This window comes from Pseudarthrobacter sp. MDT1-22 (assembly GCF_054511035.1).
The window spans coordinates 27751-49265 of record NZ_JBTNDK010000018.1; the positions used below are offsets into that span (position 1 = coordinate 27751).

Genomic DNA, 21515 nt, shown 5'->3' on the forward strand with positions numbered 1-21515 from the left:
ATGTCCGCATTTCGCTCCCACGGGCGGGGGCACCTCAATGGGCCGGTCGTGGTGATTGGCACCGGCCTGCTCGGTGCCAGCATCGGGCTGGGCCTGCGTGGGCGCGGCGTGCCCGTGTTCCTGTCTGACCCGTCGCCGACCAACCAGGCGGTGGCCGTCGACATCGGTGCCGGCCAGCCCCTGGGCCAGCTCGGGGACGAGGCACCCGAGTTGGTGGTGGTGGCAGCACCGCCGGACGTGACCGCCGACGTCGTGGCCCGTGCGCTTGCCGACTACCCGGATTCCATGGTGGTTGACATCGCCAGCGTCAAGGCCGCCATCCTGGCGGAGTTGGGCGGCCGCGGCGCGGACCTCGCCCGCTATGTGGGGACGCATCCGATGGCAGGGCGCGAAAAGTCCGGGCCGGTTGCGGCCCGCGGCGAGCTCTTCACGTCCATGCCGTGGGTGGTTTGTCCGGGCCCGGAGTCATCCGCGGCTGCCGTGCAGACTGCGCGTTCCCTGGCCACGGACCTGGGAGCTGTGGTTTCCCAGTTCACTCCCGACGAACACGACGAAGCCGTGGCCTTGGTATCGCACCTGCCCCAGATCATGTCCTCCCTGCTGGCCAGCCGGCTGCAGGGGACGCCCCTTCACGCGCTGTCCCTCGCCGGCAACGGCCTGCGGGACGTCACGCGGATCGCCGCCAGCGATCCCACGCTGTGGGTCCAGATCCTGGGCGGCAACGCGGGGAAGGTCGTGGAGATCCTTTACGGAGTCCGCGAGGACCTGAACCGGCTCATCGGCACGCTCGAGGAACCGCTTGCGCCGGGCGCCAGGCTTGACCTGGCCCAGCTGATCAGCGAAGGCAATGCCGGGCAGGCCCGTATTCCGGGCAAGCACGGTGGCCCGCCGCAGGCCTACTCCTGGCTGACGGTCCTCGTGGATGACCGGCCGGGACAGATCGCGCAGCTCCTCACCGAAATCGGTGAGATCGGCGTGAACGTGGAGGACCTTCGGCTGGACCATTCCTCGGGCCAGAACGTGGGCATGGTGGAACTGTCCGTGCTGCCGAACAAGCATGACCATCTGATCGAAGCACTCAACGACCGCGGATGGCGGGTATTGCAGTAATGACACAAGAACTTCTTGACACCCTTCCGGCCTTGCGCGTCGGCAGGCCCCTGGTGGTTGCCATCGACGGGCCGTCAGGCTCCGGCAAGTCCAGCGTGAGCAAGGAAGTGGCCCGCCGGCTGCACCTTGCCTACCTGGACACCGGCGCCATGTACCGGGCCCTGACATGGTTCTGCGTCACCAGCGGAATTGACCTCAGTGACGCCGCCGCCGTGGAGCAGGCGTCCCGGGACCTGGTCCTGGAACTGAGCACCACGCCGCGGGAGGAATACGTCCGCGTGAACGGCGCCGACGTCACGGACGCCATCCGTGAACCGGCAATTTCGTCGGCGGTCAGTGCGGTGGCCACCACCCTGGGTGCCCGGACCGAACTGATCCGCCGGCAGCGTGAGCTCATTGAAAAGCACCACCGCCGCATCGTGGTGGAGGGCCGGGACATCACGACCGTCGTGGCCCCGGGCGCGGAAGTCCGCATGCTACTGACCGCCAGTGAGGAGGCCCGGCTTCGCCGCCGCGGCATCCAGCTGGGCGGCACGCAGAATGCGGAGCAGCTCGCCGCCCAGGTCACCCACCGTGACGCCAAGGATTCCACGGTGGTGAACTTCACCCAGGCTGCCGACGGTGTTGTCACCCTCGATTCTTCCGATCTGGACTTCGCCGAGACCGTGGACGCGGCGCTCGTGATCGTCACGAAGGTGCTTAACCGTGACTGACCGCGGCGTGCGGCTTCCCTCCGGCCTGACTATGACCTGGAGCCGGCCCGTCGGCTGGCTCCTGGACCACGTGGTGTACCGGACGTCCGTCACTGGCCGGGACAACGTGCCTACAGGCGGGCCGGTGATTTTTGCCGGCAACCACATCAGTTTCCTGGACGGGCCGGTGATGTTCGGCGCGTCGCCGCGTCCCATGCACATCCTGGTCAAGAAGGAGATGTTCAAGGGCTTGCTGGGTCGGGTCCTTCGGGCCTCCGGCCAGTTGCCGGTTGACCGCTCCGGGGACCGGGCTGCGCTGCTGCTGGGCAAGAACATGCTCGACGCCGGCCGCTGCATCGGGATTCTTCCGGAAGGAACTCGGGGGAGCGGCCAGGCAACAGACATCAACAACGGGGTGTCCTGGCTGGCGCTGAACTCGGGGGCCCCCGTGGTTCCCGTGGCGATCCTCGGCACCCGGACGGGCAGCGAACACCTCGACACAGTACCCAGGCCAGGGCGGCGGTTCCACGTCAGCTTCGGCAACGCACTGACCCTCAGCCGCAACCCCGGCGAAACGGGCCGTGCTTCAATGGACAGGGCGGGAATGGAAATCCGCGCTGCGCTTGCGGGGCACGTCCAGGAGACCATCCAACACAGTGGGCAGCCTTTGCCCCACGCGGATTTCCGCACGAACTTCACAGCAGTAGCCGGGACGCCGGCAGATGACCACTAAGGAAAGTGCAATGAGCGATACGACTCAAACCTCCAGCCACTCCGGCGCCGGCGAAGATGAATACACGCCCACCGGCACGGACCAGGTGGCCGAGCGGCTGGCCGCCATCGACGACGACGAAGCGGAGATGCGTGCCGCGTCGCTCCGCGCCGGCTTGGACGACTACGAGCTCGACGAGGAAGACGCCGCCCTGCTCAGCGGGAACTACGACGACGAGGACTTCGACGGTCCGGTCAAGCTCGATCCCGTGCTTGCCATCATCGGCCGTCCCAACGTGGGCAAATCCACTCTGGTGAACCGTATCCTGGGCCGCCGCGAAGCCGTGGTTGAGGATACTCCCGGCGTGACGCGGGACCGCGTGATGTACTCGGCACACTGGAACGGGCGCAACTTCACTTTGGTGGACACCGGCGGCTGGGAGCACGATGCGCGCGGCATCCACGCCCGGGTGGCCGAACAGGCGGAAATGGCCGTGGAAATGGCCGACGCCGTGCTCTTCGTCGTCGACTCCGCGGTGGGCGCCACCGCAACGGACGAGGGCGTTATGAAGATGCTCCGCCGCAGCAAGAAGCCGGTCATCATGGTGGCCAACAAGGTGGACGACTTCGCCCAGGAAGCGGACTCCGCCACCCTGTGGGGCCTCGGCTTCGGCGAGCCATACCCCGTCTCGGCCCTGCACGGACGCGGCGTGGCCGACCTCCTGGACCACGTGATGGACACCCTGCCGGAGTTCTCCACCATTGAGGGCCTGGAACGCTCGGGCGGACCCCGCCGCATCGCACTGATCGGCCGCCCGAACGTGGGCAAGTCATCACTGCTGAACAAGCTGGCAGGGTCCGAACGTGTCGTCGTGGACAACACCGCCGGCACCACGCGTGATCCGGTGGATGAGTTCATTGAACTCGGCGACCGCACGTGGCGCTTTGTGGACACGGCAGGCATCCGCCGCCGCCAGCACATGGCGCAGGGCGCCGACTACTACGCCTCCCTCCGTACGCAGGCGGCGCTCGAAAAGGCGGAGGTCGCCGTCGTGCTTCTCGCGGTGGATGAGGTCCTCAGCGAGCAGGACGTCCGCATCCTGCAGCTCGCCATCGAGTCGGGCCGCGCCCTGGTGCTGGCCTTCAACAAGTGGGATCTGCTCGACGACGAACGCCGCACCTACCTGGAGCGCGAAATCGAGCAGGACCTGGCCCACGTGGCCTGGGCGCCCCGGGTCAACATCTCCGCCCTGACGGGCTGGCACAAGGACCGCCTGGTTCCCGCCCTGGACCTGGCCCTGGAGAACTGGGACAGGCGCATTCCCACCGGCAAGCTCAATGCCTTCCTCGGCGAGCTTGTGGCGGCGCACCCGCACCCGGTCCGCGGCGGAAAGCAACCGCGCATCCTGTACGGCACGCAGGCGTCCAGCCGGCCGCCGAAGTTTGTGCTGTTCACCACCGGATTCCTGGACCCGGGCTACCGCCGCTTCATCACACGCAGGCTCCGCGAAACGTTCGGTTTCGAGGGCACGCCCATCGAGGTCAACATGCGCGTCCGCGAAAAGCGCGGCAAGAAGCGTTAATTAGGACACACCGGGGGCGTGCAGGCGGCAAAGTGTCACTTGCACCCTCCGGAATCGTGTAAGCTTTTCAAGGTGGTTCGGCCGGACTGCTGAGTTGAAATCCTGGCTAGCATCGGGAGTAAACGCAGCGGAGAACGGCGGAACTAACGGGCTGTAGCGCAGCTTGGTAGCGCACTTGACTGGGGGTCAAGGGGTCGCAGGTTCAAATCCTGTCAGCCCGACCAAAACAGAAGCGTCCCGGAGAATTGTCTCCGGGACGCTTCTGTTTTTGTGCCGTCCTTTTCGGATGTTTCGCGGCCTGGCTTATTTCAGGAACTTCGACGTCCTGCGGTCCGCCAGAATCTTTCCCTTGCTCTGACACGTGGGACAGTACTGCAGGGAAGTATCCGCGAAAGACACCTCCCGGACTGTGTCACCACACACCGGGCAAGCCTCGCCGGTGCGTGCATGGACCCGCATGTGGCTGCGTTTGACGTCCTTGAGCTCGCTGGGCGGCTTGCCCTCGGCTTCGGCCAGGGCTGTTCCGAGCACGCTGTGGATGGCGTCATAAAGCACCTGCACCGTGCCACGGTCCAAGGACTTGGCGGTGGCAAAGGGGGAGATCCTCGCAGCATGCAGGATCTCGTCGCTGTAGGCGTTCCCGATCCCCGCGATCACGCTCTGGCTCCGCAGGACGCCCTTGATCTGCTGGGAAGTGGAGCCGAGAATTTCCGCCAGCATGTCGGCGTCGAACGCTGCGCTGAACGGGTCCGGCCCGAGCGCCGCGACGCCCGGCACATCCTGGGGGTCGCGCACCACGTACACGGCAAGGCTCTTTTTGGTCCCCGCCTCGGTGAGATCCATGCCATGGGCACCGTCCGGCCCGGTGAACGCCAGCCGGGCGGCGATGTGGCCTTTTCCCATCCGGAGCTGGGTGTCTGTGGGCGAGTCCGTGAAGCGGACCCAGCCCGCCCGGGCGAGGTGGAAGACAAACGACGGCCCGTCGGTGTCAATGCTGACAAACTTTCCAAACCGCCGCACGCCGGCGACCGTGCAGTTCTCCAGCGCTGTGAACGGCGGATCCGCTGTCTTCAGCACGGCAAAGGAAACGATCTGGACCTTCCGCACCACCGCTCCGCGCAGGTGCTCGTCCAGGAAACCGGCCAGGCCTGCAACCTCGGGAAGCTCCGGCATGGTTTACCTGTGGTCAGCCTGGCTGTCGGGTGCGGCCGGCGCCTCAGGAACAGCTGACGCCTCGGGACCGGGTGAGCTGGCGGCGGAGTCCTTGGCTGCCTTCGCAGCCAGGGAACGCTCGGCACCTGCCTTCTTGAGCACCTTCATCTTTTTGCCGCGCTGCCGCCAGACCCTCCACAGGATCAGGCCAACCACAAAGATCACGGCGGCGGCGATGGCTGAGATCTGTGTCCACAGCGGGAACCAGGTTGCCTCTGTGCCAAGGATCCGCTGTCCGTTGTGGGCGGCCTGCGAGCTGCCGAACATGATCCCGGCGGTCAGCAGATTCGGGGACGCGAGAGCCGCAGCTGCGACGAGGATGGTCAGCTTCCAGGGCCAGCTTACGGATTTGCGTGTGGCCTGCCAGGCCACCAGGAGGGGGACGAACGTGAAAACAAACCCGTAAAACATCCCCACCAGGATGCCCGCCCCGAGATTGCCCTGGACCTGGTTGCGGATAACATTCGCCCACCAGACCGGGAGGATGGCCGCTAAGGCAAAGTAAGCGATTGTGAGGACCACCAACGCCACCGCAACGAGGATGATCCGTGCAGCCCAGTTCGCCTTTTTCGCGGGCGATTCTTGTGCATGTGATCTCATGAGTCTCATCATGTCAGAATCCTCCTCGAACGCCCGTGGAGTTGTGCCTATACTTTCAGCGGCGGCTTGTTTTCCAGGCCCCGTTGACATTGGTGATTGACCCGATGAAAGGCCCCTGATGAGCAACATTCCCGAAGACCTGTCCTACACCGCCGAGCACGAGTGGGTATCCGCACCGAGCGCCGACGGCGTGGTCCGGGTGGGCATCACCGACTTCGCGCAGGACGCACTCGGAGATGTTGTCTATGCCCAGATGCCGGAAGCCGGCACCAAAGTCACCGCAAACGAAGTCGTGGGCGAGGTCGAATCCACCAAGAGTGTCAGTGACATCTATGCTCCGGTCAGCGGCGAAGTCGTGTCACGCAACGAATCCCTCGATACCGATTCGGCGTTGATCAACTCCGATCCGTACGGCGACGGCTGGCTGATCGAGATCCGGCTGGCAGAAGCGGACGCTGTGGAATCGTTGCTCAGTGCATCCGAGTACGAACAGCAGGTAGGCTTAAGCTAACGGGTTCATCCAGTCCGGCCAACGGGCGTCTTCGCACGTCAGTGGCCGGATCGGGGCCCGGCATCGGATCCGCGAGGCGGATCCGTCAGGGCAAAAGTTGATTGCAGGCGTGAGAGCTGCAACGAAAGAGGAGGAATCCATGGTTGGCCACGAACAGGACCCTGCCGAAGGCGAGCACGGCACAGGTGCGGCCAGGGCTTCGGAGACCACCTCGATCCATCTCACCCCCGTCTCCGACGAACCCACCATCGCCCCCAAGCTGTCCACGGACGAGCGTTCATCCGTGGAGGCGCTGCCGGCCGGTTCCGCGCTCCTGGTGGCCCACAGCGGCCCGAACGCGGGTGCCCGCTTCCTGCTTGACACCGACACCACCACGGCCGGCCGTCATCCTGATGCCGACATCTTCCTGGATGACGTCACCGTCTCGCGGCGCCACGTCGAGTTCCGCCGCACTGCGCGGAGCTTTGAAGTGGTGGATACCGGCAGCCTCAACGGCACGTACGTCAACCACGACCGCGTGGACAGTGTTGAGCTAAAGTCCGGGAACGAAGTCCAGATCGGCAAGTTCCGACTCACCTTCTACCTGAGCCCTGCCCGCGCAGCAGGCCGCGCCTGATCCCGGGACACTTGCCTGTGGCAATGGCACAACCGGAACGCCGGGGGCCCCAAGTTTTGAACATCGGGGAAGTCCTCGCGCAACTCAGCGGCGACTTTCCGGGTATGACCGCGTCGAAAATCAGGTTCCTTGAGGAAAAGGGACTGATTAATCCGCGCCGTACTCCGGCCGGATACCGGCAGTACTCGGACAGTGACGTCGAACGTCTTCGTTTTGTGCTGGCGCTGCAGCGGGACCAGTATCTTCCACTGAAAGTCATTAAGGACTACCTTGATGCGATCGACAGGGGAGAGCGGCCCGAGAACCTGCCACCCGGCGTCGTGGTTTCGCCGCGGATCGTTTCGGATGAATTGGCCGTGGAGCTTCAGAACCGCGGCCGGAAATTCAGTGAGGAACAGCTGCGGACCGAGTCCGGCGCCAGTATTCCGTTACTCCAATCGCTGCTGAGCTTCGGGCTGATCAGCCACAGCAACGGCAAGTTCGACGAGCACGCCCTCCAAGTGGCCCGTGCCTGCGTGCAACTGGAGAGCCACGGCCTTGAGCCGCGCCACCTGCGGCCGTTCCAGGCCGCCGCGGAACGTGAATTCGGACTCGTGGAGCGCGCAGTTGCGCCGCTCGCGTCCAGGCGCGATTCCGCGTCACAGGCGCGGGCTGCTGAAGCGGCCCGCGAAATCAGCGACCTCTGCCTTGTCCTGCACCGGGCACTGGTCCAGGACCGTATCTCACGTATGGACATCTGATGATCGAAGTGGAGATCGTAGGCGTTCGTATCGAACTGCCGTCCAACCAGCCGCTCGTCCTGCTGCGCGAGATCCACGGCGAACGGCACGTGCCCATCTGGATCGGGACTCCAGAGGCAAGTGCCATCGCCCTGGCCCAGCAAGGGGTAGTGCCTCCGCGCCCGATGACCCACGACCTCCTGGTGGACGTGGTGGAGTCCCTGGGCCATTCGGTTGTCAGCGTCAACATTGTGGCCGTTGAGGACAACATCTTTTATGGCCAGCTCCAGTTCGAGAACGGCACCACCGTCAGCTCGCGGGCATCCGACGCCCTCGCGATCGCGTTGCGAGCCAAATGCCGCATCTGGTGTGCCGACTCGGTAATGGATGAAGCCGGAGTCCGCATTACCGAGCATGACGATGGGGAGGACACTGACCCGGGCCCCACCGTGGACGAGGAGCGCGAACTGCGGCGCTTCCGTGAGTTCCTGGACGATGTGGAGCCCGAAGACTTCGACGGCTGAGGTCACGTTAAGGTTAAAGTTGAGCCTGAAAGTTCCGACACGCCTGCGCCAAGCGGCCTAGATCTTTGACCTTGGGGCGCAGCGGGCCTAACGTCGAAGGTATCAAGCTCCCATTGCTTACAGCAGCCGCGCAAGTCACACTGTAAAAGTACGACCCCCGCGAAATTACATGCATGAACTTCATGTGTGAACCGGCTGATGCAGTGGTCCCCGGGAGCTTATGACAAGGAGGATCCAGGTGAGTCCCAAAGGCGAAGCAGGCGGGCTGAAGCAGCCCACAACGGCTGGTGTGGCTGTGCCCGCGAGCGGTGCCCAGGGCCTCCTGTTTACCGAAGACCTTCCCGTCCTGGACGAGGACGCCGGCTACCGCGGCCCCACGGCCTGCAAGGCGGCCGGCATCACGTACCGCCAGCTGGACTACTGGGCTCGCACCGGGCTGGTTGAGCCCGCAGTCCGCGGCGCCGCAGGCTCCGGCTCGCAGCGACTCTACGGCTTCCGGGACATTCTCGTCCTCAAGGTAGTCAAGCGGCTTCTGGACACCGGTGTTTCCCTTCAGCAGATCCGCACGGCAGTGGAACATCTGCGCGAACGCGGCGTGGAGGATCTGGCACAGATCACGCTCATGAGCGACGGCGCGAGCGTCTACGAATGCACCTCCGCAGACGAGGTCATCGATCTTGTACAGGGTGGACAAGGCGTTTTCGGCATCGCCGTGGGCCGGGTCTGGCGCGAAGTCGAGGGCAGCCTGGCTTCCCTGCCGAGCGAACACGCCGCCGAACAGTCCTTTCCCGACGACGAGCTGAGCAAGCGGCGCGCTGGCCGCAAGATCGGCTGACAACAGGCTGGCACAACACCAACAAGAAGAGGCCACCCCCGGCGGGGATGGCCTCTTGTCGTTGTCTGCGGAACCTTTGGCTGCAGCGGGGCTGCAGCCAAAGGGTTAACGCTGGGTTCGGTTTCGCAGGCCGCTTCCGGCCGCCAGGAGGTTGACAAGGAGGGCGTCGAACAACGCAGCAGATGTCTTCGCGGATTCGCCGGGCCAGTGGTGCACCGGGTGGGCCGCGCCCTGGATCTGCTGCCAGTTCGCCTGTTCGGGGATGCGTGGGCTCAGCAGCAGGTCACCGAACATCGATTCCATTTCCGCGAGGCGGTACGTGTGTTCGGAGGAGCCGGTGCGAACGCGGTTGGCCACAATGCCTGCCGGGGATAGGTTCGGCGCGAATTCCTGCTTGAACAGCTGGATGGCGCGCATGGTCCGTTCCGTCCCAGCCACCGAGAAGAGTCCCGGCTCGGCCACGAGCGCTACTTTGTCACTTGCGGACCAGGCCATCCGGGTCAGCCCGTTCAGCGACGGCGGGCAGTCAATGAGGACCAGCTCGTAGCGGTCGGCGCCAGCCAAGACCGCGGAAAGCCTGCGAAGATCCCTGCGGCCAAGGTCGGGGCGGTCGTAGATGCCGGTGTACGCCGAACCCACGGCGACGTCCAGGACGGCCGGTCCGGATCCGTTGGTATGCGCCCGTGCCGTCCAGGAGCTGCCCGCGACATTGTCCGCGAGCTTGGACCGGCGGGGGCTCTTGAGCATCCTGCCGATGTCCAGGTGGTCGCCGGCCTGGACACCCAGGGCTGTGGTCGCGTCCGCATGGGGATCGAGGTCCACCACCAGTGTGGGGATGCCTGCGGCAAGCGCCGCAGACGCCAATCCTGTGGTGACGGACGTCTTGCCGACTCCGCCCTTGAGGCTGCTGATGCTGACTACTTGCACTTGTGAGACCAAAACCTAACGCCGGCTGCCGTGTTGGGGGTAATGTTTGCTCCGGCACTGCCGAAGCCAGCGGCTCGAGCCGCCTTACTCATCATATGTGGCTGCGCCGATGAATCCCGCCTTATGGGGACGCGGCATGGCACGGCGATGGTATGGGTGACCGGTTCTGCCAGCCTCCGTTGATGCACGCGGGACATGACGGAGGTTCTGTGACTGTGGCCACAATGATTTGTGTTTGCCAGCACGGGTCTTAGACACTGTGACCACCTACCGATACACCCGCGATGATGCAGGAGAAGTATGTTTTCCAAGATTCTGGTGGCCAACCGCGGCGAAATCGCGATCAGGGCCTTCCGTGCCGGCTACGAGCTGGGCGCCAAGACCGTCGCTGTCTTCCCCAATGAGGACCGAAACTCGATCCACCGCCAGAAGGCCGATGAGGCATATCTGATCGGCGAAGAGGGGCACCCCGTCCGGGCTTACCTGGATGTTGCCGAAGTGGTCCGCGTCGCCAAGGAGTCCGGCGCCGACGCCATCTACCCCGGCTACGGCTTCCTTTCGGAAAACCCGGACCTGGCCCGCGCAGCACAGGAAGCGGGCATCACCTTTGTTGGCCCGCCGGCTGAGGTGCTTGAGCTGGCCGGCAACAAGGTGGCAGCGCTGAAGGCTGCCCGTGAGGCCGGTGTTCCGGTCCTGAAATCGAGTGAACCCTCGAAGGACATGGATGAGCTGATCGCTGCAGCCGACGAGATCGGTTTCCCCATCTTCGCCAAGGCAGTCGCCGGCGGCGGCGGACGTGGGATGCGCCGCGTCGACACGAGGGAAGCCCTTCCCGAGGCGCTGCAGGCCGCCATGCGCGAAGCCGATGCGGCATTCGGTGACCCCACCATGTTCCTGGAGCAGGCAGTGCTCCGCCCGCGCCACATCGAGGTGCAGATCCTGGCCGACGCCGAGGGTAACGTCATCCACCTCTTCGAACGTGACTGCTCCATCCAGCGCCGTCACCAAAAGGTCATTGAGATCGCTCCCGCGCCCAACCTGGACGAAGGCATCCGCCAGGCCCTTTACCGTGACGCGGTGAAGTTCGCCAAGGCCCTGAACTACGTCAACGCCGGAACCGTAGAGTTCCTGGTGGACACCGTCGGCGAACGCGCCGGGCAGCACGTCTTCATCGAAATGAACCCCCGCATCCAGGTGGAGCACACCGTCACTGAGGAAGTGACGGACGTTGACCTGGTGCAGGCACAACTGCGGATCGCTTCCGGCGAAACCCTCGCGGACCTGGGTCTCTCCCAGGAAACGGTCCAGCTCAAGGGCGCAGCGCTGCAGTGCCGCATCACCACCGAGGACCCTGCCAACGGGTTCAGGCCGGACGTCGGGAAGATCACCGGTTACCGTTCCGCCGGCGGCGCCGGTGTAAGGCTCGACGGCGGTACCGTCTACTCGGGGGCCGAAATCAGCCCGCACTTCGACTCCTTGCTGGTGAAGCTGAGCTGCCGCGGCCGCGACTACCCGGCCGCCGTGGCCCGCGCACGCCGGGCCCTCGCGGAGTTCCGCATCCGTGGCGTATCCACCAACATTTCCTTCCTCCAGGCCGTGCTCGACGATGCCGACTTCATTGCCGGGAACGTCGCCACGAACTTCATCGACGAGCGTCCCCAGCTGCTGAAGGCCAGGGTTTCCGCCGACCGCGGCACCAAGCTCCTGACCTGGTTGGCCGAGGTTACAGTCAACAAGCCCAACGGCGAGCTGACCGTGCACTCGGATCCGGCCGCCAAACTCCCCGCCGTTGGGGATCAGCAGCCGGCACCGGGATCGCGCCAGCGCCTCCTGGAGCTTGGCCCCGAAGGCTTCGCCAAGGCCCTGCGTGAGCAGACAGCCGTGGCCGTCACCGACACCACGTTCCGCGACGCCCACCAGTCCCTGCTGGCAACCCGGGTGCGCACCCGCGACCTCGTGGCCGCCGGTCCCGCGGTCACCGCGCTGCTCCCGGAACTCCTGTCCGTTGAGGCCTGGGGCGGCGCCACCTACGATGTGGCACTGCGCTTCCTCGGCGAGGACCCCTGGGACCGCCTGGCCGCCCTGCGGAAGGCGCTGCCCAATGTCTGCCTGCAGATGCTGCTGCGCGGCCGGAACACGGTGGGCTACACGCCGTACCCGGAAGAGGTGACGGTGGCTTTCGTCAACGAGGCCGCCGCCACCGGTATCGACATTTTCCGCATCTTCGATGCCCTGAACGACGTCAACCAGATGGCACCCGCCATCCGCGCCGTCCGGGCCACGGGCACAGCAGTAGCCGAAGTCGCCCTGTGCTACACCGGCGACTTGCTGAACCCGGATGAGAAGCTCTACACGCTGGACTACTACCTGGAACTGGCGCAGCGGATTGTGGACGCCGGCGCCCACATCCTGGCCATCAAGGACATGGCCGGGCTGCTCCGCCCGGCAGCGGCCGCCAAGCTGGTGGCTGCACTGCGCGAACGCTTCGACCTCCCGGTCCACCTCCACACGCATGACACGGCAGGCGGCCAGCTGGCCACCCTGATGGCGGCAGTTGACGCCGGCGTGGACGCTGTTGACGTTGCCTCAGCCTCGCTGGCCGGGACCACCAGCCAGCCGTCCGCCTCCGCCCTTGTGGCGGCGCTGGCGCACACCCCGCGGGACACCGGCTTGAGCCTTGACGCAGTCAGCTCCCTTGAGCCGTACTGGGAAGCCGTGCGCCGCGTTTACGCGCCGTTCGAATCAGGCCTTCCGGGCCCCACCGGCCGTGTTTACCAGCACGAAATCCCGGGCGGCCAGTTGTCCAACCTGCGCCAGCAGGCCATCGCGCTGGGTCTGGGGGAGCGCTTCGAGGCGATCGAGGACATGTACACCGCGGCGGACCGGATTCTGGGCCGCCTGGTGAAGGTCACGCCGTCGTCCAAGGTGGTGGGCGACCTCGCCCTGCACCTCGTGGGCCTCAATGCAGATCCGGCGGACTTCAACGAAAACCCGCAGAACTACGACATCCCGGACTCCGTCATCGGTTTCCTGTCCGGCGAACTTGGCGACCCGCCCGGAGGATGGCCGGAACCTTTCCGTACCAAGGCGCTCCAGGGTCGCAGCATCAAGGTCCGCTACGTCGACCTCAGTCCCGAGGACAGCGCCGCGCTCCAGGGTGATTCCAAGACCCGCCAGAGCACGCTGAACCGCCTGCTCTTCGAAGGCCCCACCAAGGATTACCTCAAGAGCGTGGAAACGTACGGCAACATTTCCGTCCTCGACACGCGTGATTACCTTTACGGCCTGCAGCGCGGCGCCGAGCACGAGATCCAGCTGGAGAAGGGTGTCCGGCTGATCGCCTCGCTGGAAGCTGTTTCCGAGCCCGACGAAAAGGGCATGCGGACGGTCATGTGCACCCTGAACGGCCAGTCCCGCCCCGTTGTGGTCCGTGACCGCTCCGTGGTGAGCAACGTCAAGGCTGCCGAGAAGGCAGACCCGGCCCAGCCGGGCCACGTCGCCGCGCCGTTCGCCGGCGCCGTCACCGTGACCGTCAAGGCCGGCGACACGGTCAACGCCGGTGACACGGTGGCCACCATCGAAGCAATGAAGATGGAAGCCTCCATTACGACGCCGGTGGCAGGCAAAGTCTCGCGGCTCGCCATTTCAGCTGTAGAGCAGGTGCAGGGCGGGGACCTCCTCCTGGTCGTCGAGTAGACCCTACAAACAACGCGGGGTCACTTCCCGCCCATCCGAGTGCATCGGAGGGGCGGGAAGTGACCCCGCGTTGTTGTTTGCTTGGGACGGATATCCGCTAGCCGCGCGGCGCGCCGTACATTTCCTCGATGACTGTCTCGAAGTCCTTCATCACCTGGGCCCGCTTCACCTTCATGGACGGCGTCAGGTGGCCGGAAGCTTCCGTGAAGTCCGAAGCGACGATCCGGAATGACTTGATGGCTTCCGCGTGCGACACCGAGGCGTTGGCATGCGTGATCAGGTCCTGCACGGCTGCCTTGACCACCGGGTTCTCGACCGCTTCGTCGAGCGTGGTGGTGGCCGGCAGTCCGTGCCGCTGGAGCCAGCCCGGCAGGGCCTCCTGGTCCAGGGTCACCAGGGCGCCGATGAACGGCCGGTTGTCTCCCACCACCAGGACCTGGGAGACCAGAGCATCCGCCCGGATCTGGTCCTCCAGCAGGGCCGGAACCACGTTCTTACCGCCGGCCGTGACAATGATTTCCTTCTTGCGGCCGGTGATCCACAGGAAGCCGCTCTCGTCGAGCCGTCCGATGTCGCCGGTGCGGAACCAGTCATCGGCAAACGTATCCGCCATCAGGTCATCGCGCTTGTAGTAGCCGCGCATCACACAGACGCCCTTGGCCAGGATCTCGCCGTCTTCGGCGATCCTGACGGAGTTGCCCGGCAGGGGCTTCCCCACGGAACCGATCTTGATCAGGGCCGGCGTGTTGACGGAAATCGGGGCGGTGGTCTCGGTCAGGCCATACCCTTCAAGGATCTGCAGGCCGATGCCCTGGAAGAAGTGGCCCAGCCGTTCGCCGAGCGGACCGCCGCCGGACACAGCATGGGCCACGTTCCCGCCCATCGCAGCGCGCAGCTTGCCGTAAACGAGTTTGTCGAACACTGTGTGCTTGAGTTTCAGCCCCAGGCCAACGTGCCCGGCCTGGCGGGCTTTGGAGAACGCGATGGCGGTCTCCGTGGCCTTGTGGAAGATGGCACCCTTGCCGCCGTCCTCTGCCTTTGTCAGGGCCGAGTTGTACACCTTTTCGAAGACGCGCGGCACGGCCAGGATGAACGTGGGCTGATAGCTCTGCAGGTCAGCCAGCAGGTTCTTGATGTCGGGGGTGTGTGCCACGGTGGCCCCGGCGGCCACAGCCAGCACCGAAATGAACCGGGCAAAGACGTGCGCCAAAGGCAGGAACATGATGGTTTTTGCCTGTTCGTTGACCACGTCGCCAAGCAGTGCCAGGGCGTTGTCGGACAGCTCAACGAAGTTGCCGTGGGTCAGCTCGCAGCCCTTGGGCCGGCCGGTGGTGCCGGAGGTGTAGATCAGGGTGGCAACGTCACTGAGCCGCGCCGATGAGCGGCGGGCCTCAAGGTCGGCGTCGCTGACGTCCCGGCCGGCCTCACGGACGGCGTCCAGTCCGCCGCCTTCGAGCTGCCAGACGTGCTGGAGGGCGGTGAGGCCTTCCGAGGTGGCAGCCTGCCTGATGATGTCCTCGTGGTGGGCGGCCTCGCCGAAGGCGGCCACTGCACCGGAGTCACCGAGGTTCCAGGCAACCTGCGACGGCGATGAGGTCTCGTAGATGGGCACTGAGACGCCGCCGGCGAACCAGATGGCGAAGTCGATGAGGGCCCATTCGTAGCGTGTCCGGGACATGATGCCCACCCGGTCGCCGGCTCCCACGCCGCTGGCCATCAGGCCCTTCGCAAGGGCTGAGACGTCTGCCAGGAAGTCTGTGGCGGTGACGTCCCGCCAGGCGCCTGCGGAGTCCAGCCGCGAGAAGAGCGCCGGGTTGCTGGGCTTGGCTGCCTGCCGAAGCAAGAGATCGGTGATGTTGCTTTCCGGTGGGACAACAACCAGGGGCGGAACACTGAATTCGCGCACTATAGCTCCTTTGATATCCATAGACCCGCACAGGGTATGCCTAAAGACTAATACGCCCTGTAACTTGGCCGTGCAGAAACAAACCTACTGGCCAGTAACATATGAGTCAAAGAGGAGTGAGGGGGCCATGGGCCCGGCCTCCGGCGCTGCCCGCCCGGCGCGCCCTAGAATGAAGCACTATGTACGAAACGCCCCCCGGCGAGCCAGCCGCCCCGCCCCGACGTCCGGCTCCCTGGCGGCGGCGGCCGCTGGCATTGAGGGCCCGGCCGCGGCAGGTGGAATCGTTCCGCGAGCACCTGCGGCTCGGGCGCAAGGGGCTGGCAATCGGCATCGATATCGGCGGCACCAAAGTCGCCGCCGGCGTGGTGGACGCCGACGGAAGGATCCTGAGCGAGGCCCGGCGGTCCACACCCGGCAGCGACCCGCGTGCGGTAGAGCAGGTCATCGTAGAGCTCGTGGACGAACTCGGTGCCGGCCACAGGGTCTGGTCAGTAGGCATCGGTGCGGCCGGCTGGATGGATCTGGACGGCGGAACCGTGCTTTTCAGTCCGCACCTCGCCTGGCGCAACGAGCCGTTGCGCGCAAACCTGCAGCGCCTGCTGCGCCGGCCTGTGCTGCTGACGAACGACGCCGACGCCGCGGCCTGGGCGGAATGGCGCTTTGGTGCAGGGCAGGGCGAGGACCGGCTGGTATGCATCACCCTCGGTACCGGCATCGGCGGTGCCATGGTGATGGACGGGCGGGTGGAGCGCGGCCGGTTTGGTGTAGCCGGCGAATTCGGCCACCAGATCATCATGCCCGGCGGGCAGCGTTGCGAGTGCGGTAACCGGGGCTGCTGGGAGCAGTACGCCTCGGGCAACGCCCTCGGCCGGGAAGCGAGGATTCTGGCGCGGGCCAATTCGCCGGTTGCCCAGGAACTGCTGGCCACCGTCGGCGGTGACGCCGAGCAGATCACCGGGGCCATTGTCACTGATCTGGCACTCGCCGGTGACGCGGCCTGCCGCGAACTCCTGGATGAAGTGGGCGAGTGGCTGGGCCTGGGATTGGCGAACCTGGCGGCAGCATTGGATCCGGGACTGTTTGTGATCGGCGGGGGACTCTGCTCGGCAGGGGACCTGCTGGTGGAGCCCGCGCGCAAGGCGTTCGCCCGGAACCTAACGGGCCGTGGCTTCCGTCCGGCAGCCGGCATCGCGCTGGCAGCGCTCGGACCAAACGCGGGGCTCATCGGGGCGGCCGATCTGTCCCGCGTCAGTAGCCGCATGCGGTGAGGGACGCACCTTAGACGCGGGCGCCGTCGTCGTTCTCGTCCTTTTCCTGGGGCAGCTTCATGATCAGGTAAACCACGGCAAGGATGAACACTGCCACCATGCCCACGATCGCCAGCAGCGGCGCTGACCGCCAGAACATCACGGCCAGGAGCAAGGCAATGGGCGCACCAATTGCGCCGAGCCAGGCAAGCATGGTCAGGGGATCCGTGCCTGCAAGGCTTGGCGGTTCTTCGGGAACGAAGTCCCCGGCGTCGTCCTCCGCAGCGTAGTCACGCGGGCCGAAGGCGGCAGGGCCGCCCTGGCTGTCACCGCCGGTCCGCTCGCCGGCCTCGACCTGCCCGCCGTCACCGGCGCCCGGCGTCGCCGCCTGCCGTTCGGCTGCGGACAGTTCGGTGGGGGCTGTTCCGGCCAGACCCAGCGGATCAAAGTCGCGGAATGTCGCGGACCTGCCGGACCCGGCCACGGCCTCCGGGCCAGCCGGACCAGGAGTTTCAGGGACAATGCCCGTGGCGTCAGGGCCCGGGGAGGCGTCCGCTGTGCCGGTAGGGTTGGCAGGTTTCTCTTCGAGCCGGGCCACCAGGTCCAGCCACACAGCATCGTCCTGGTTTGCGCTCTGGTCCGGCGATCCGGAGTCGGGCCTATTCATGGGCAGTGCCCTCCTGGACCTGGGCTGCTGCCGTGCCGGCAACCACCGCGCGGATGAAGTCGGCGGAGCCCTGGAAGATGTCCTCGGCGTCGTTATCCAGTGTTGCCACGTGGTAGCTGTTCTCCAGAGTGGTCAGTGTCAGTGGAGCGTTGGTCAGGCCGCGGCGCAGGGCTGCCACACTCGTGTCAGAGACAACGTGGTCCACGGTGGACCGGAAGACCCGTACGGGTGCGGTGATGCGGGGGAGCAGCCGGATGGTGTCCTTGAACATCTTGTTCAGCTCGTGGGCCGCGGCTACGGGCGTTCGCGGGTAGGCGCCCTCGTCCATCCCGGGCTTGAGGATGTCGTTGGCAATGGCCGGGGTGCTCTTCAGGACCAGTTTCAGGATGCCCGCCAGTGGAGCGCGTGGATCATCAATCACCAGTCCGGGGTTCACCACGATCACCCCCGCCACGGGCCGGGTGGCGGCAATTCTCAGGGCCAGGGTACCGCCCATGCTCAGCCCGGCGACGAAGACGTGGTCGCAGTGGGAGTCCAGCTCCAGGTAGGCGTCGTCCAGGGCGTCGTGCCATTGCGGCCAGCGCGTGCGGGCAAGGTCCTGCCAACGGCTGCCGTGCCCGGGCAGCAGCGGCATGCGTACCGCGAAGCCGGCGTCGGCAAGCGACTGGGCCCACGCGCGCAGCCCGTGCGGACTGCCCGTGAATCCGTGTGAGAGGACCACCCCGATCCGGGCTCCTTCGCCGTTGAAGGTGCTGCTGAAAGGGCTGTGGTCCGGTACGCCGGTCATGTAGTCTCCGAGGTGGTGTGAGGTGTGGCCGCGGTTCGGGCTGACGGTGCAGTGCTGGGTGCATGGGCAAGGAAGAAGGCGCTGGAACGGGCAAAAATCTCGGGCGCATCAACATCCAGGGTGGCCACGTGACCGCTGTTGTGCAGGTCCACTACCTCCACCAGCCGTGGGCCCAAACGCTGCCGCAACATCAGTAGTGAGGTGGCCGGCACCACGACGTCCGACTGGGACTTGAATACCTGCACCGGGGCGGTGACCTGGTGCAGCCCGCGGGTGGCTGTGCCGAAAAGCTTCTTGAGCTCGTGCACGGCTGCCAACGGAGTCCGTGAGTAGTCGCCGTCATTGGTGACGTCCGCCGTCGGCTGTTCCTCCTGAATGGGCAGTGTGGTGCGCTGGAAGTACTTGAGAACTCCGATGACCCGCACGCGGCGGTCGTAGAAGCTGAGGCCGGGATTCACCAAAGAGACGCCAGCCACGGGATGCCTGGCGGCAGTCAGCAGCGCAATGGCGCCGCCCATCGAGAGGCCGGCCACAAAACACTGCTCTGTCTGAGCGCTCAGCTGCAGGTACGCCGATTCGAAAGTCCCGTACCAGTCACGCCAGTTCGAGCGGGCGAGCTGCCGCCAATCCGTACCATGGCCGGGCAGGAGCGGCACCGACACGGCGAATCCTTGGGCGGCGAGGTTCTCTGCCCAGGGCAGGACGCTGAGCGGGCTGCCGGTAAAGCCATGGCAGATGGCAATCCCGGTAGTGGCATTGGGTCCGTGGCCGGGGTAGCTGAAAGCGGCAGGCCGGGGCGCGATGCTGCTTTCTGTCATAACACCATCGTGTCATTGTTCTCGACAAATCTCACTAGAGTAGGGTTGCACTGGAGTGCCCGCCCGGCCCGACGAAGGGCCGGCCGGCCGGCTTCCGGAGAGGTTCGTCACGTGTTCTATTGGGTCATGAAGAGGATCTTCCTGGGGCCGGTGCTGCGGGTTCTTTTCCGCCCCTGGGTCAAGGGCCTGGACAATGTTCCGGCGCAGGGCGCGGCAATTATCGCCTCAAACCACCTGTCTTTCTCCGACTCCATCTTTATGCCCCTGATGGTCCGCAGGCCGGTTGTTTTCCTGGCCAAGTCCGAGTACTTCACCGGCACCGGCATCAAAGGAAGGCTGACGGCCATGTTCTTCAGGCTCACCAACCAGCTGCCCATGGACAGGTCCGGGGGCGCGGCATCGGCTGTTTCGCTCAACGCCGGCATGGATGTCCTGACAAGCGGGGGACTGCTGGGCATCTACCCTGAAGGGACCCGCAGCCCCGACGCTCGCCTCTACCGGGGCAAAGTGGGCGTCGCCAGGCTGGCCCTGCAGGCTGGTGTGCCCGTAATTCCCGTGGCCATGATTGGCACGGACAAGGTTCAGCCCATCGGCAAGCGGATGCCGAACATCCGGCGCATCGGCATGATTTTCGGTGCGCCGTTGGATTTCAGCCAGTACGCAGACCAGGCGGAGGACCGGCTGGTCCAGCGCAAGGTCACCGACGAAATCATGTTCGAGCTGATGCGGCTCTCCGGCCAGGAGTACGTGGACGAGTACGCTGCCGTGGTGAAGCTCCGCCTTACGGGCGCAGCAGCCACCGAGGCTGGGGACGCCACCGCGAAACGCGCCGATCCTGACGGCGGGGCTGAGGGCACTGATGCCGAGGGTAAGGACCCGGCAGGCTGACTGTGACGCCGCTCTCTGTACGCGTGACGGTCAGGTGTCCTGAAGCCAGCCGCGCACATTAGTCTTAGATAGTGACTGAGCTATCTGCAAAACCTGCCTTTTCGCTGTCCAGCACCGCCCAGAGCGGAGCAGCCAATTATCCTGGCCTCGATGATTGGCGTGACCTTCCCGTTTCCCAGCAGCCCAGCTGGCAGGACAAGGACGTTTTCGACGCGTCTGTCGGGGAGCTTTCCGTGCTCCCGCCGCTGGTTTTCGCCGGCGAAGTGGACGTTCTCCGGGAACGGCTGGCGGCTGCGGCGGAGGGCAAAGCCTTCCTGCTGCAAGGTGGCGACTGTGCTGAGACCTTTGAAGCGGCAACAGCGGATAAAATCAGCGCCCGGGTCAAGACCATCCTCCAGATGGCAGTGGTGCTCACCTATGGCGCAGCGATGCCAGTCATCAAGATGGGCCGGATGGCCGGCCAGTTCGCCAAGCCCCGCTCTTCCAACGACGAGACCCGCGACGGCGTGACCCTCCCGGCGTACCGCGGCGACATCGTCAACGGCTACGAGTTCACCCCCGAGTCCCGTGGCCATGACGCCGCCCGGATGCTCAAGGCCTACCACACGTCCGCCTCCACCCTGAACCTCATCAGGGCCTTCACGCAGGGCGGCTTCGCGGACCTGCGCTCCGTGCACCAGTGGAACAAGGGTTTCACCGAGAACCCGGCGCACGCCCGTTACGAATCCCTGGCCCGTGACATCGACCGCGCCATCAAGTTCATGGCGTCCTGCGGGGCTGATTTCGAAGCACTCAAGCGGGTGGAATTCTTCGCCAGCCACGAGGCCCTGCTGCTGGACTACGAGCGCGCACTGACCCGCATTGATTCGCGGACCGGTTTCCCGTATGACACGTCGGCGCATTTCCTGTGGATCGGGGAGCGTACGCGCGAGCTTGACCACGCGCACGTTGACTTCCTCTCACGCGTCCGGAACCCCATTGGCGTGAAGCTGGGCCCGTCGACAACCGGCGACGACGCCCTCCGCCTCATCGACAAGCTGGACCCCGAGCGGGAGCCGGGCAGGCTGACGTTCATCACGCGTATGGGCGCGGGCAATATCCGCGAGAAGCTTCCCGCCATTGTGGAGAAGGTGACCGCCTCCGGCGCCAAGGTTCTCTGGGTCACCGATCCGATGCACGGCAACACCGTCACCTCGCCCAACGGCTACAAGACCCGGAACTTCGACGACGTCATTGACGAAGTACGCGGGTTCTTCGAAGTCCACCATGCTTTGGGCACGGTTCCCGGTGGCCTCCACGTGGAGATGACCGGCGACGACGTCGCCGAATGCCTGGGCGGTGCCGATCCGGTGGACCAGGAAGCGTTCCTCGACAAGTACGAGTCGGTCTGCGATCCGCGCCTGAACCACATGCAGTCCCTGGAAATGGCGTTCCTGGTGGCCGGAGCACTGGCCAAGCACTGACCG

Annotated in this window: 20 protein-coding genes and 1 tRNA gene; 14 read left to right on the top strand and 7 right to left on the bottom strand. The window is 65.5% G+C overall.

The genetic code is table 11. The features are described from left to right. From ACX80M_RS14400 to ACX80M_RS14420, 5 genes are all read left to right on the top strand, one after another. Window positions 1-1110, top strand: coding sequence for a prephenate dehydrogenase (locus tag ACX80M_RS14400; RefSeq protein WP_252600711.1), 1110 nt, complete (start codon window positions 1-3; stop codon window positions 1108-1110). Next, window positions 1110-1823: a (d)CMP kinase gene (gene cmk, locus ACX80M_RS14405; protein ID WP_252600713.1), complete on the top strand. Its 714-nt coding sequence runs from the start codon at window positions 1110-1112 to the stop codon at window positions 1821-1823. Before ACX80M_RS14400 ends, cmk begins: the two co-directional genes overlap by 1 nt. Window positions 1824-1854: 31 nt before the next feature. Then, window positions 1855-2535, top strand: a complete 681-nt coding sequence (locus ACX80M_RS14410) for a lysophospholipid acyltransferase family protein (RefSeq protein ID WP_252609202.1) — start codon at window positions 1855-1857, stop codon at window positions 2533-2535. 10 nt (window positions 2536-2545) lie between these two features. Next, window positions 2546-4096 carry a ribosome biogenesis GTPase Der gene (der, locus tag ACX80M_RS14415; RefSeq protein WP_141140079.1) on the top strand — a complete coding sequence of 517 codons (1551 nt, stop codon included), beginning with the start codon at window positions 2546-2548 and terminating at the stop codon, window positions 4094-4096. Between the two features lie 147 nt (window positions 4097-4243). Continuing rightward, a tRNA-Pro gene (locus ACX80M_RS14420) sits at window positions 4244-4320 on the top strand. Between the two features lie 79 nt (window positions 4321-4399). Here the strand turns inward: ACX80M_RS14420 and ACX80M_RS14425 are convergent. Further along, window positions 4400-5269: an Fpg/Nei family DNA glycosylase gene (locus ACX80M_RS14425; protein WP_252600714.1), complete on the bottom strand. Its 870-nt coding sequence runs from the start codon at window positions 5267-5269 to the stop codon at window positions 4400-4402. A gap of 3 nt (window positions 5270-5272) precedes the next feature. Continuing rightward, window positions 5273-5908 (bottom strand): hypothetical protein, encoded by a 636-nt coding sequence (locus ACX80M_RS14430; protein ID WP_252600715.1) that lies wholly within the window; start codon window positions 5906-5908, stop codon window positions 5273-5275. A 118-nt stretch (window positions 5909-6026) separates the two neighbouring features. Here ACX80M_RS14430 and gcvH point away from each other — a divergent pair, with 118 nt between their 5' ends. From gcvH to ACX80M_RS14455, 5 genes are all read left to right on the top strand, one after another. Beyond that, on the top strand, window positions 6027-6419 hold the full coding sequence (gene gcvH, locus ACX80M_RS14435) for a glycine cleavage system protein GcvH (protein WP_252609122.1): 393 nt from the start codon (window positions 6027-6029) through the stop codon (window positions 6417-6419). A gap of 139 nt (window positions 6420-6558) precedes the next feature. Continuing rightward, window positions 6559-7035, top strand: a complete 477-nt coding sequence (locus ACX80M_RS14440; protein ID WP_141140080.1) for an FHA domain-containing protein — start codon at window positions 6559-6561, stop codon at window positions 7033-7035. Between the two features lie 23 nt (window positions 7036-7058). Then, window positions 7059-7775 (top strand): transcriptional regulator FtsR, encoded by a 717-nt coding sequence (gene ftsR / locus ACX80M_RS14445; RefSeq protein ID WP_056342316.1) that lies wholly within the window; start codon window positions 7059-7061, stop codon window positions 7773-7775. Further along, window positions 7775-8278, top strand: coding sequence for a bifunctional nuclease family protein (locus ACX80M_RS14450; RefSeq protein ID WP_252600717.1), 504 nt, complete (start codon window positions 7775-7777; stop codon window positions 8276-8278). Before ftsR ends, ACX80M_RS14450 begins: the two co-directional genes overlap by 1 nt. Before the next feature lie 238 nt (window positions 8279-8516). After that, on the top strand, window positions 8517-9113 hold the full coding sequence (locus ACX80M_RS14455; RefSeq protein ID WP_252600718.1) for a MerR family transcriptional regulator: 597 nt from the start codon (window positions 8517-8519) through the stop codon (window positions 9111-9113). A 105-nt stretch (window positions 9114-9218) separates the two neighbouring features. On the opposite strand, the gene ACX80M_RS14460 is transcribed toward ACX80M_RS14455, so the two are convergent. Continuing rightward, entirely contained in the window at window positions 9219-10040 is an 822-nt protein-coding gene (locus tag ACX80M_RS14460; protein ID WP_459309885.1) for a ParA family protein, read from the bottom strand. Between the two features lie 300 nt (window positions 10041-10340). On the opposite strand from ACX80M_RS14460, the gene ACX80M_RS14465 reads away from it, so the two are divergent. Then, window positions 10341-13736, top strand: coding sequence for a pyruvate carboxylase (locus ACX80M_RS14465; RefSeq protein WP_459309886.1), 3396 nt, complete (start codon window positions 10341-10343; stop codon window positions 13734-13736). A gap of 97 nt (window positions 13737-13833) precedes the next feature. Here ACX80M_RS14465 and ACX80M_RS14470 read toward each other — a convergent pair whose 3' ends face one another. After that, window positions 13834-15642 (bottom strand): AMP-dependent synthetase/ligase, encoded by a 1809-nt coding sequence (locus ACX80M_RS14470; RefSeq protein WP_459309887.1) that lies wholly within the window; start codon window positions 15640-15642, stop codon window positions 13834-13836. A gap of 179 nt (window positions 15643-15821) precedes the next feature. Here ACX80M_RS14470 and ACX80M_RS14475 point away from each other — a divergent pair, with 179 nt between their 5' ends. After that, window positions 15822-16910, top strand: coding sequence for an ROK family glucokinase (locus tag ACX80M_RS14475; protein WP_252600722.1), 1089 nt, complete (start codon window positions 15822-15824; stop codon window positions 16908-16910). Between the two features lie 10 nt (window positions 16911-16920). Here the strand turns inward: ACX80M_RS14475 and ACX80M_RS14480 are convergent, their stop codons facing one another. Genes ACX80M_RS14480 through ACX80M_RS14490 form a run of 3 tightly spaced genes read right to left on the bottom strand, consistent with a single transcriptional unit; the run spans window position 16921 to window position 19161 of the window. Then, window positions 16921-17556: a hypothetical protein gene (locus ACX80M_RS14480; protein WP_459309888.1), complete on the bottom strand. Its 636-nt coding sequence runs from the start codon at window positions 17554-17556 to the stop codon at window positions 16921-16923. Then, window positions 17549-18343 (bottom strand): alpha/beta hydrolase, encoded by a 795-nt coding sequence (locus ACX80M_RS14485; RefSeq protein ID WP_252600724.1) that lies wholly within the window; start codon window positions 18341-18343, stop codon window positions 17549-17551. The genes ACX80M_RS14480 and ACX80M_RS14485 overlap by 8 nt, the downstream gene beginning before the upstream one ends. Further along, window positions 18340-19161, bottom strand: a complete 822-nt coding sequence (locus ACX80M_RS14490) for an alpha/beta hydrolase (protein WP_459309889.1) — start codon at window positions 19159-19161, stop codon at window positions 18340-18342. The genes ACX80M_RS14485 and ACX80M_RS14490 overlap by 4 nt, the downstream gene beginning before the upstream one ends. A 111-nt stretch (window positions 19162-19272) precedes the next feature. On the opposite strand from ACX80M_RS14490, the gene ACX80M_RS14495 reads away from it, so the two are divergent. Beyond that, window positions 19273-20049 carry a lysophospholipid acyltransferase family protein gene (locus tag ACX80M_RS14495; RefSeq protein ID WP_459309890.1) on the top strand — a complete coding sequence of 259 codons (777 nt, stop codon included), beginning with the start codon at window positions 19273-19275 and terminating at the stop codon, window positions 20047-20049. Window positions 20050-20120: 71 nt separating this feature from the next. Next, a complete protein-coding gene (locus tag ACX80M_RS14500) occupies window positions 20121-21512 on the top strand; it encodes a class II 3-deoxy-7-phosphoheptulonate synthase (protein WP_181037301.1) in 1392 nt (463 codons plus the stop codon). Window positions 21513-21515 lie beyond the last annotated feature (3 nt).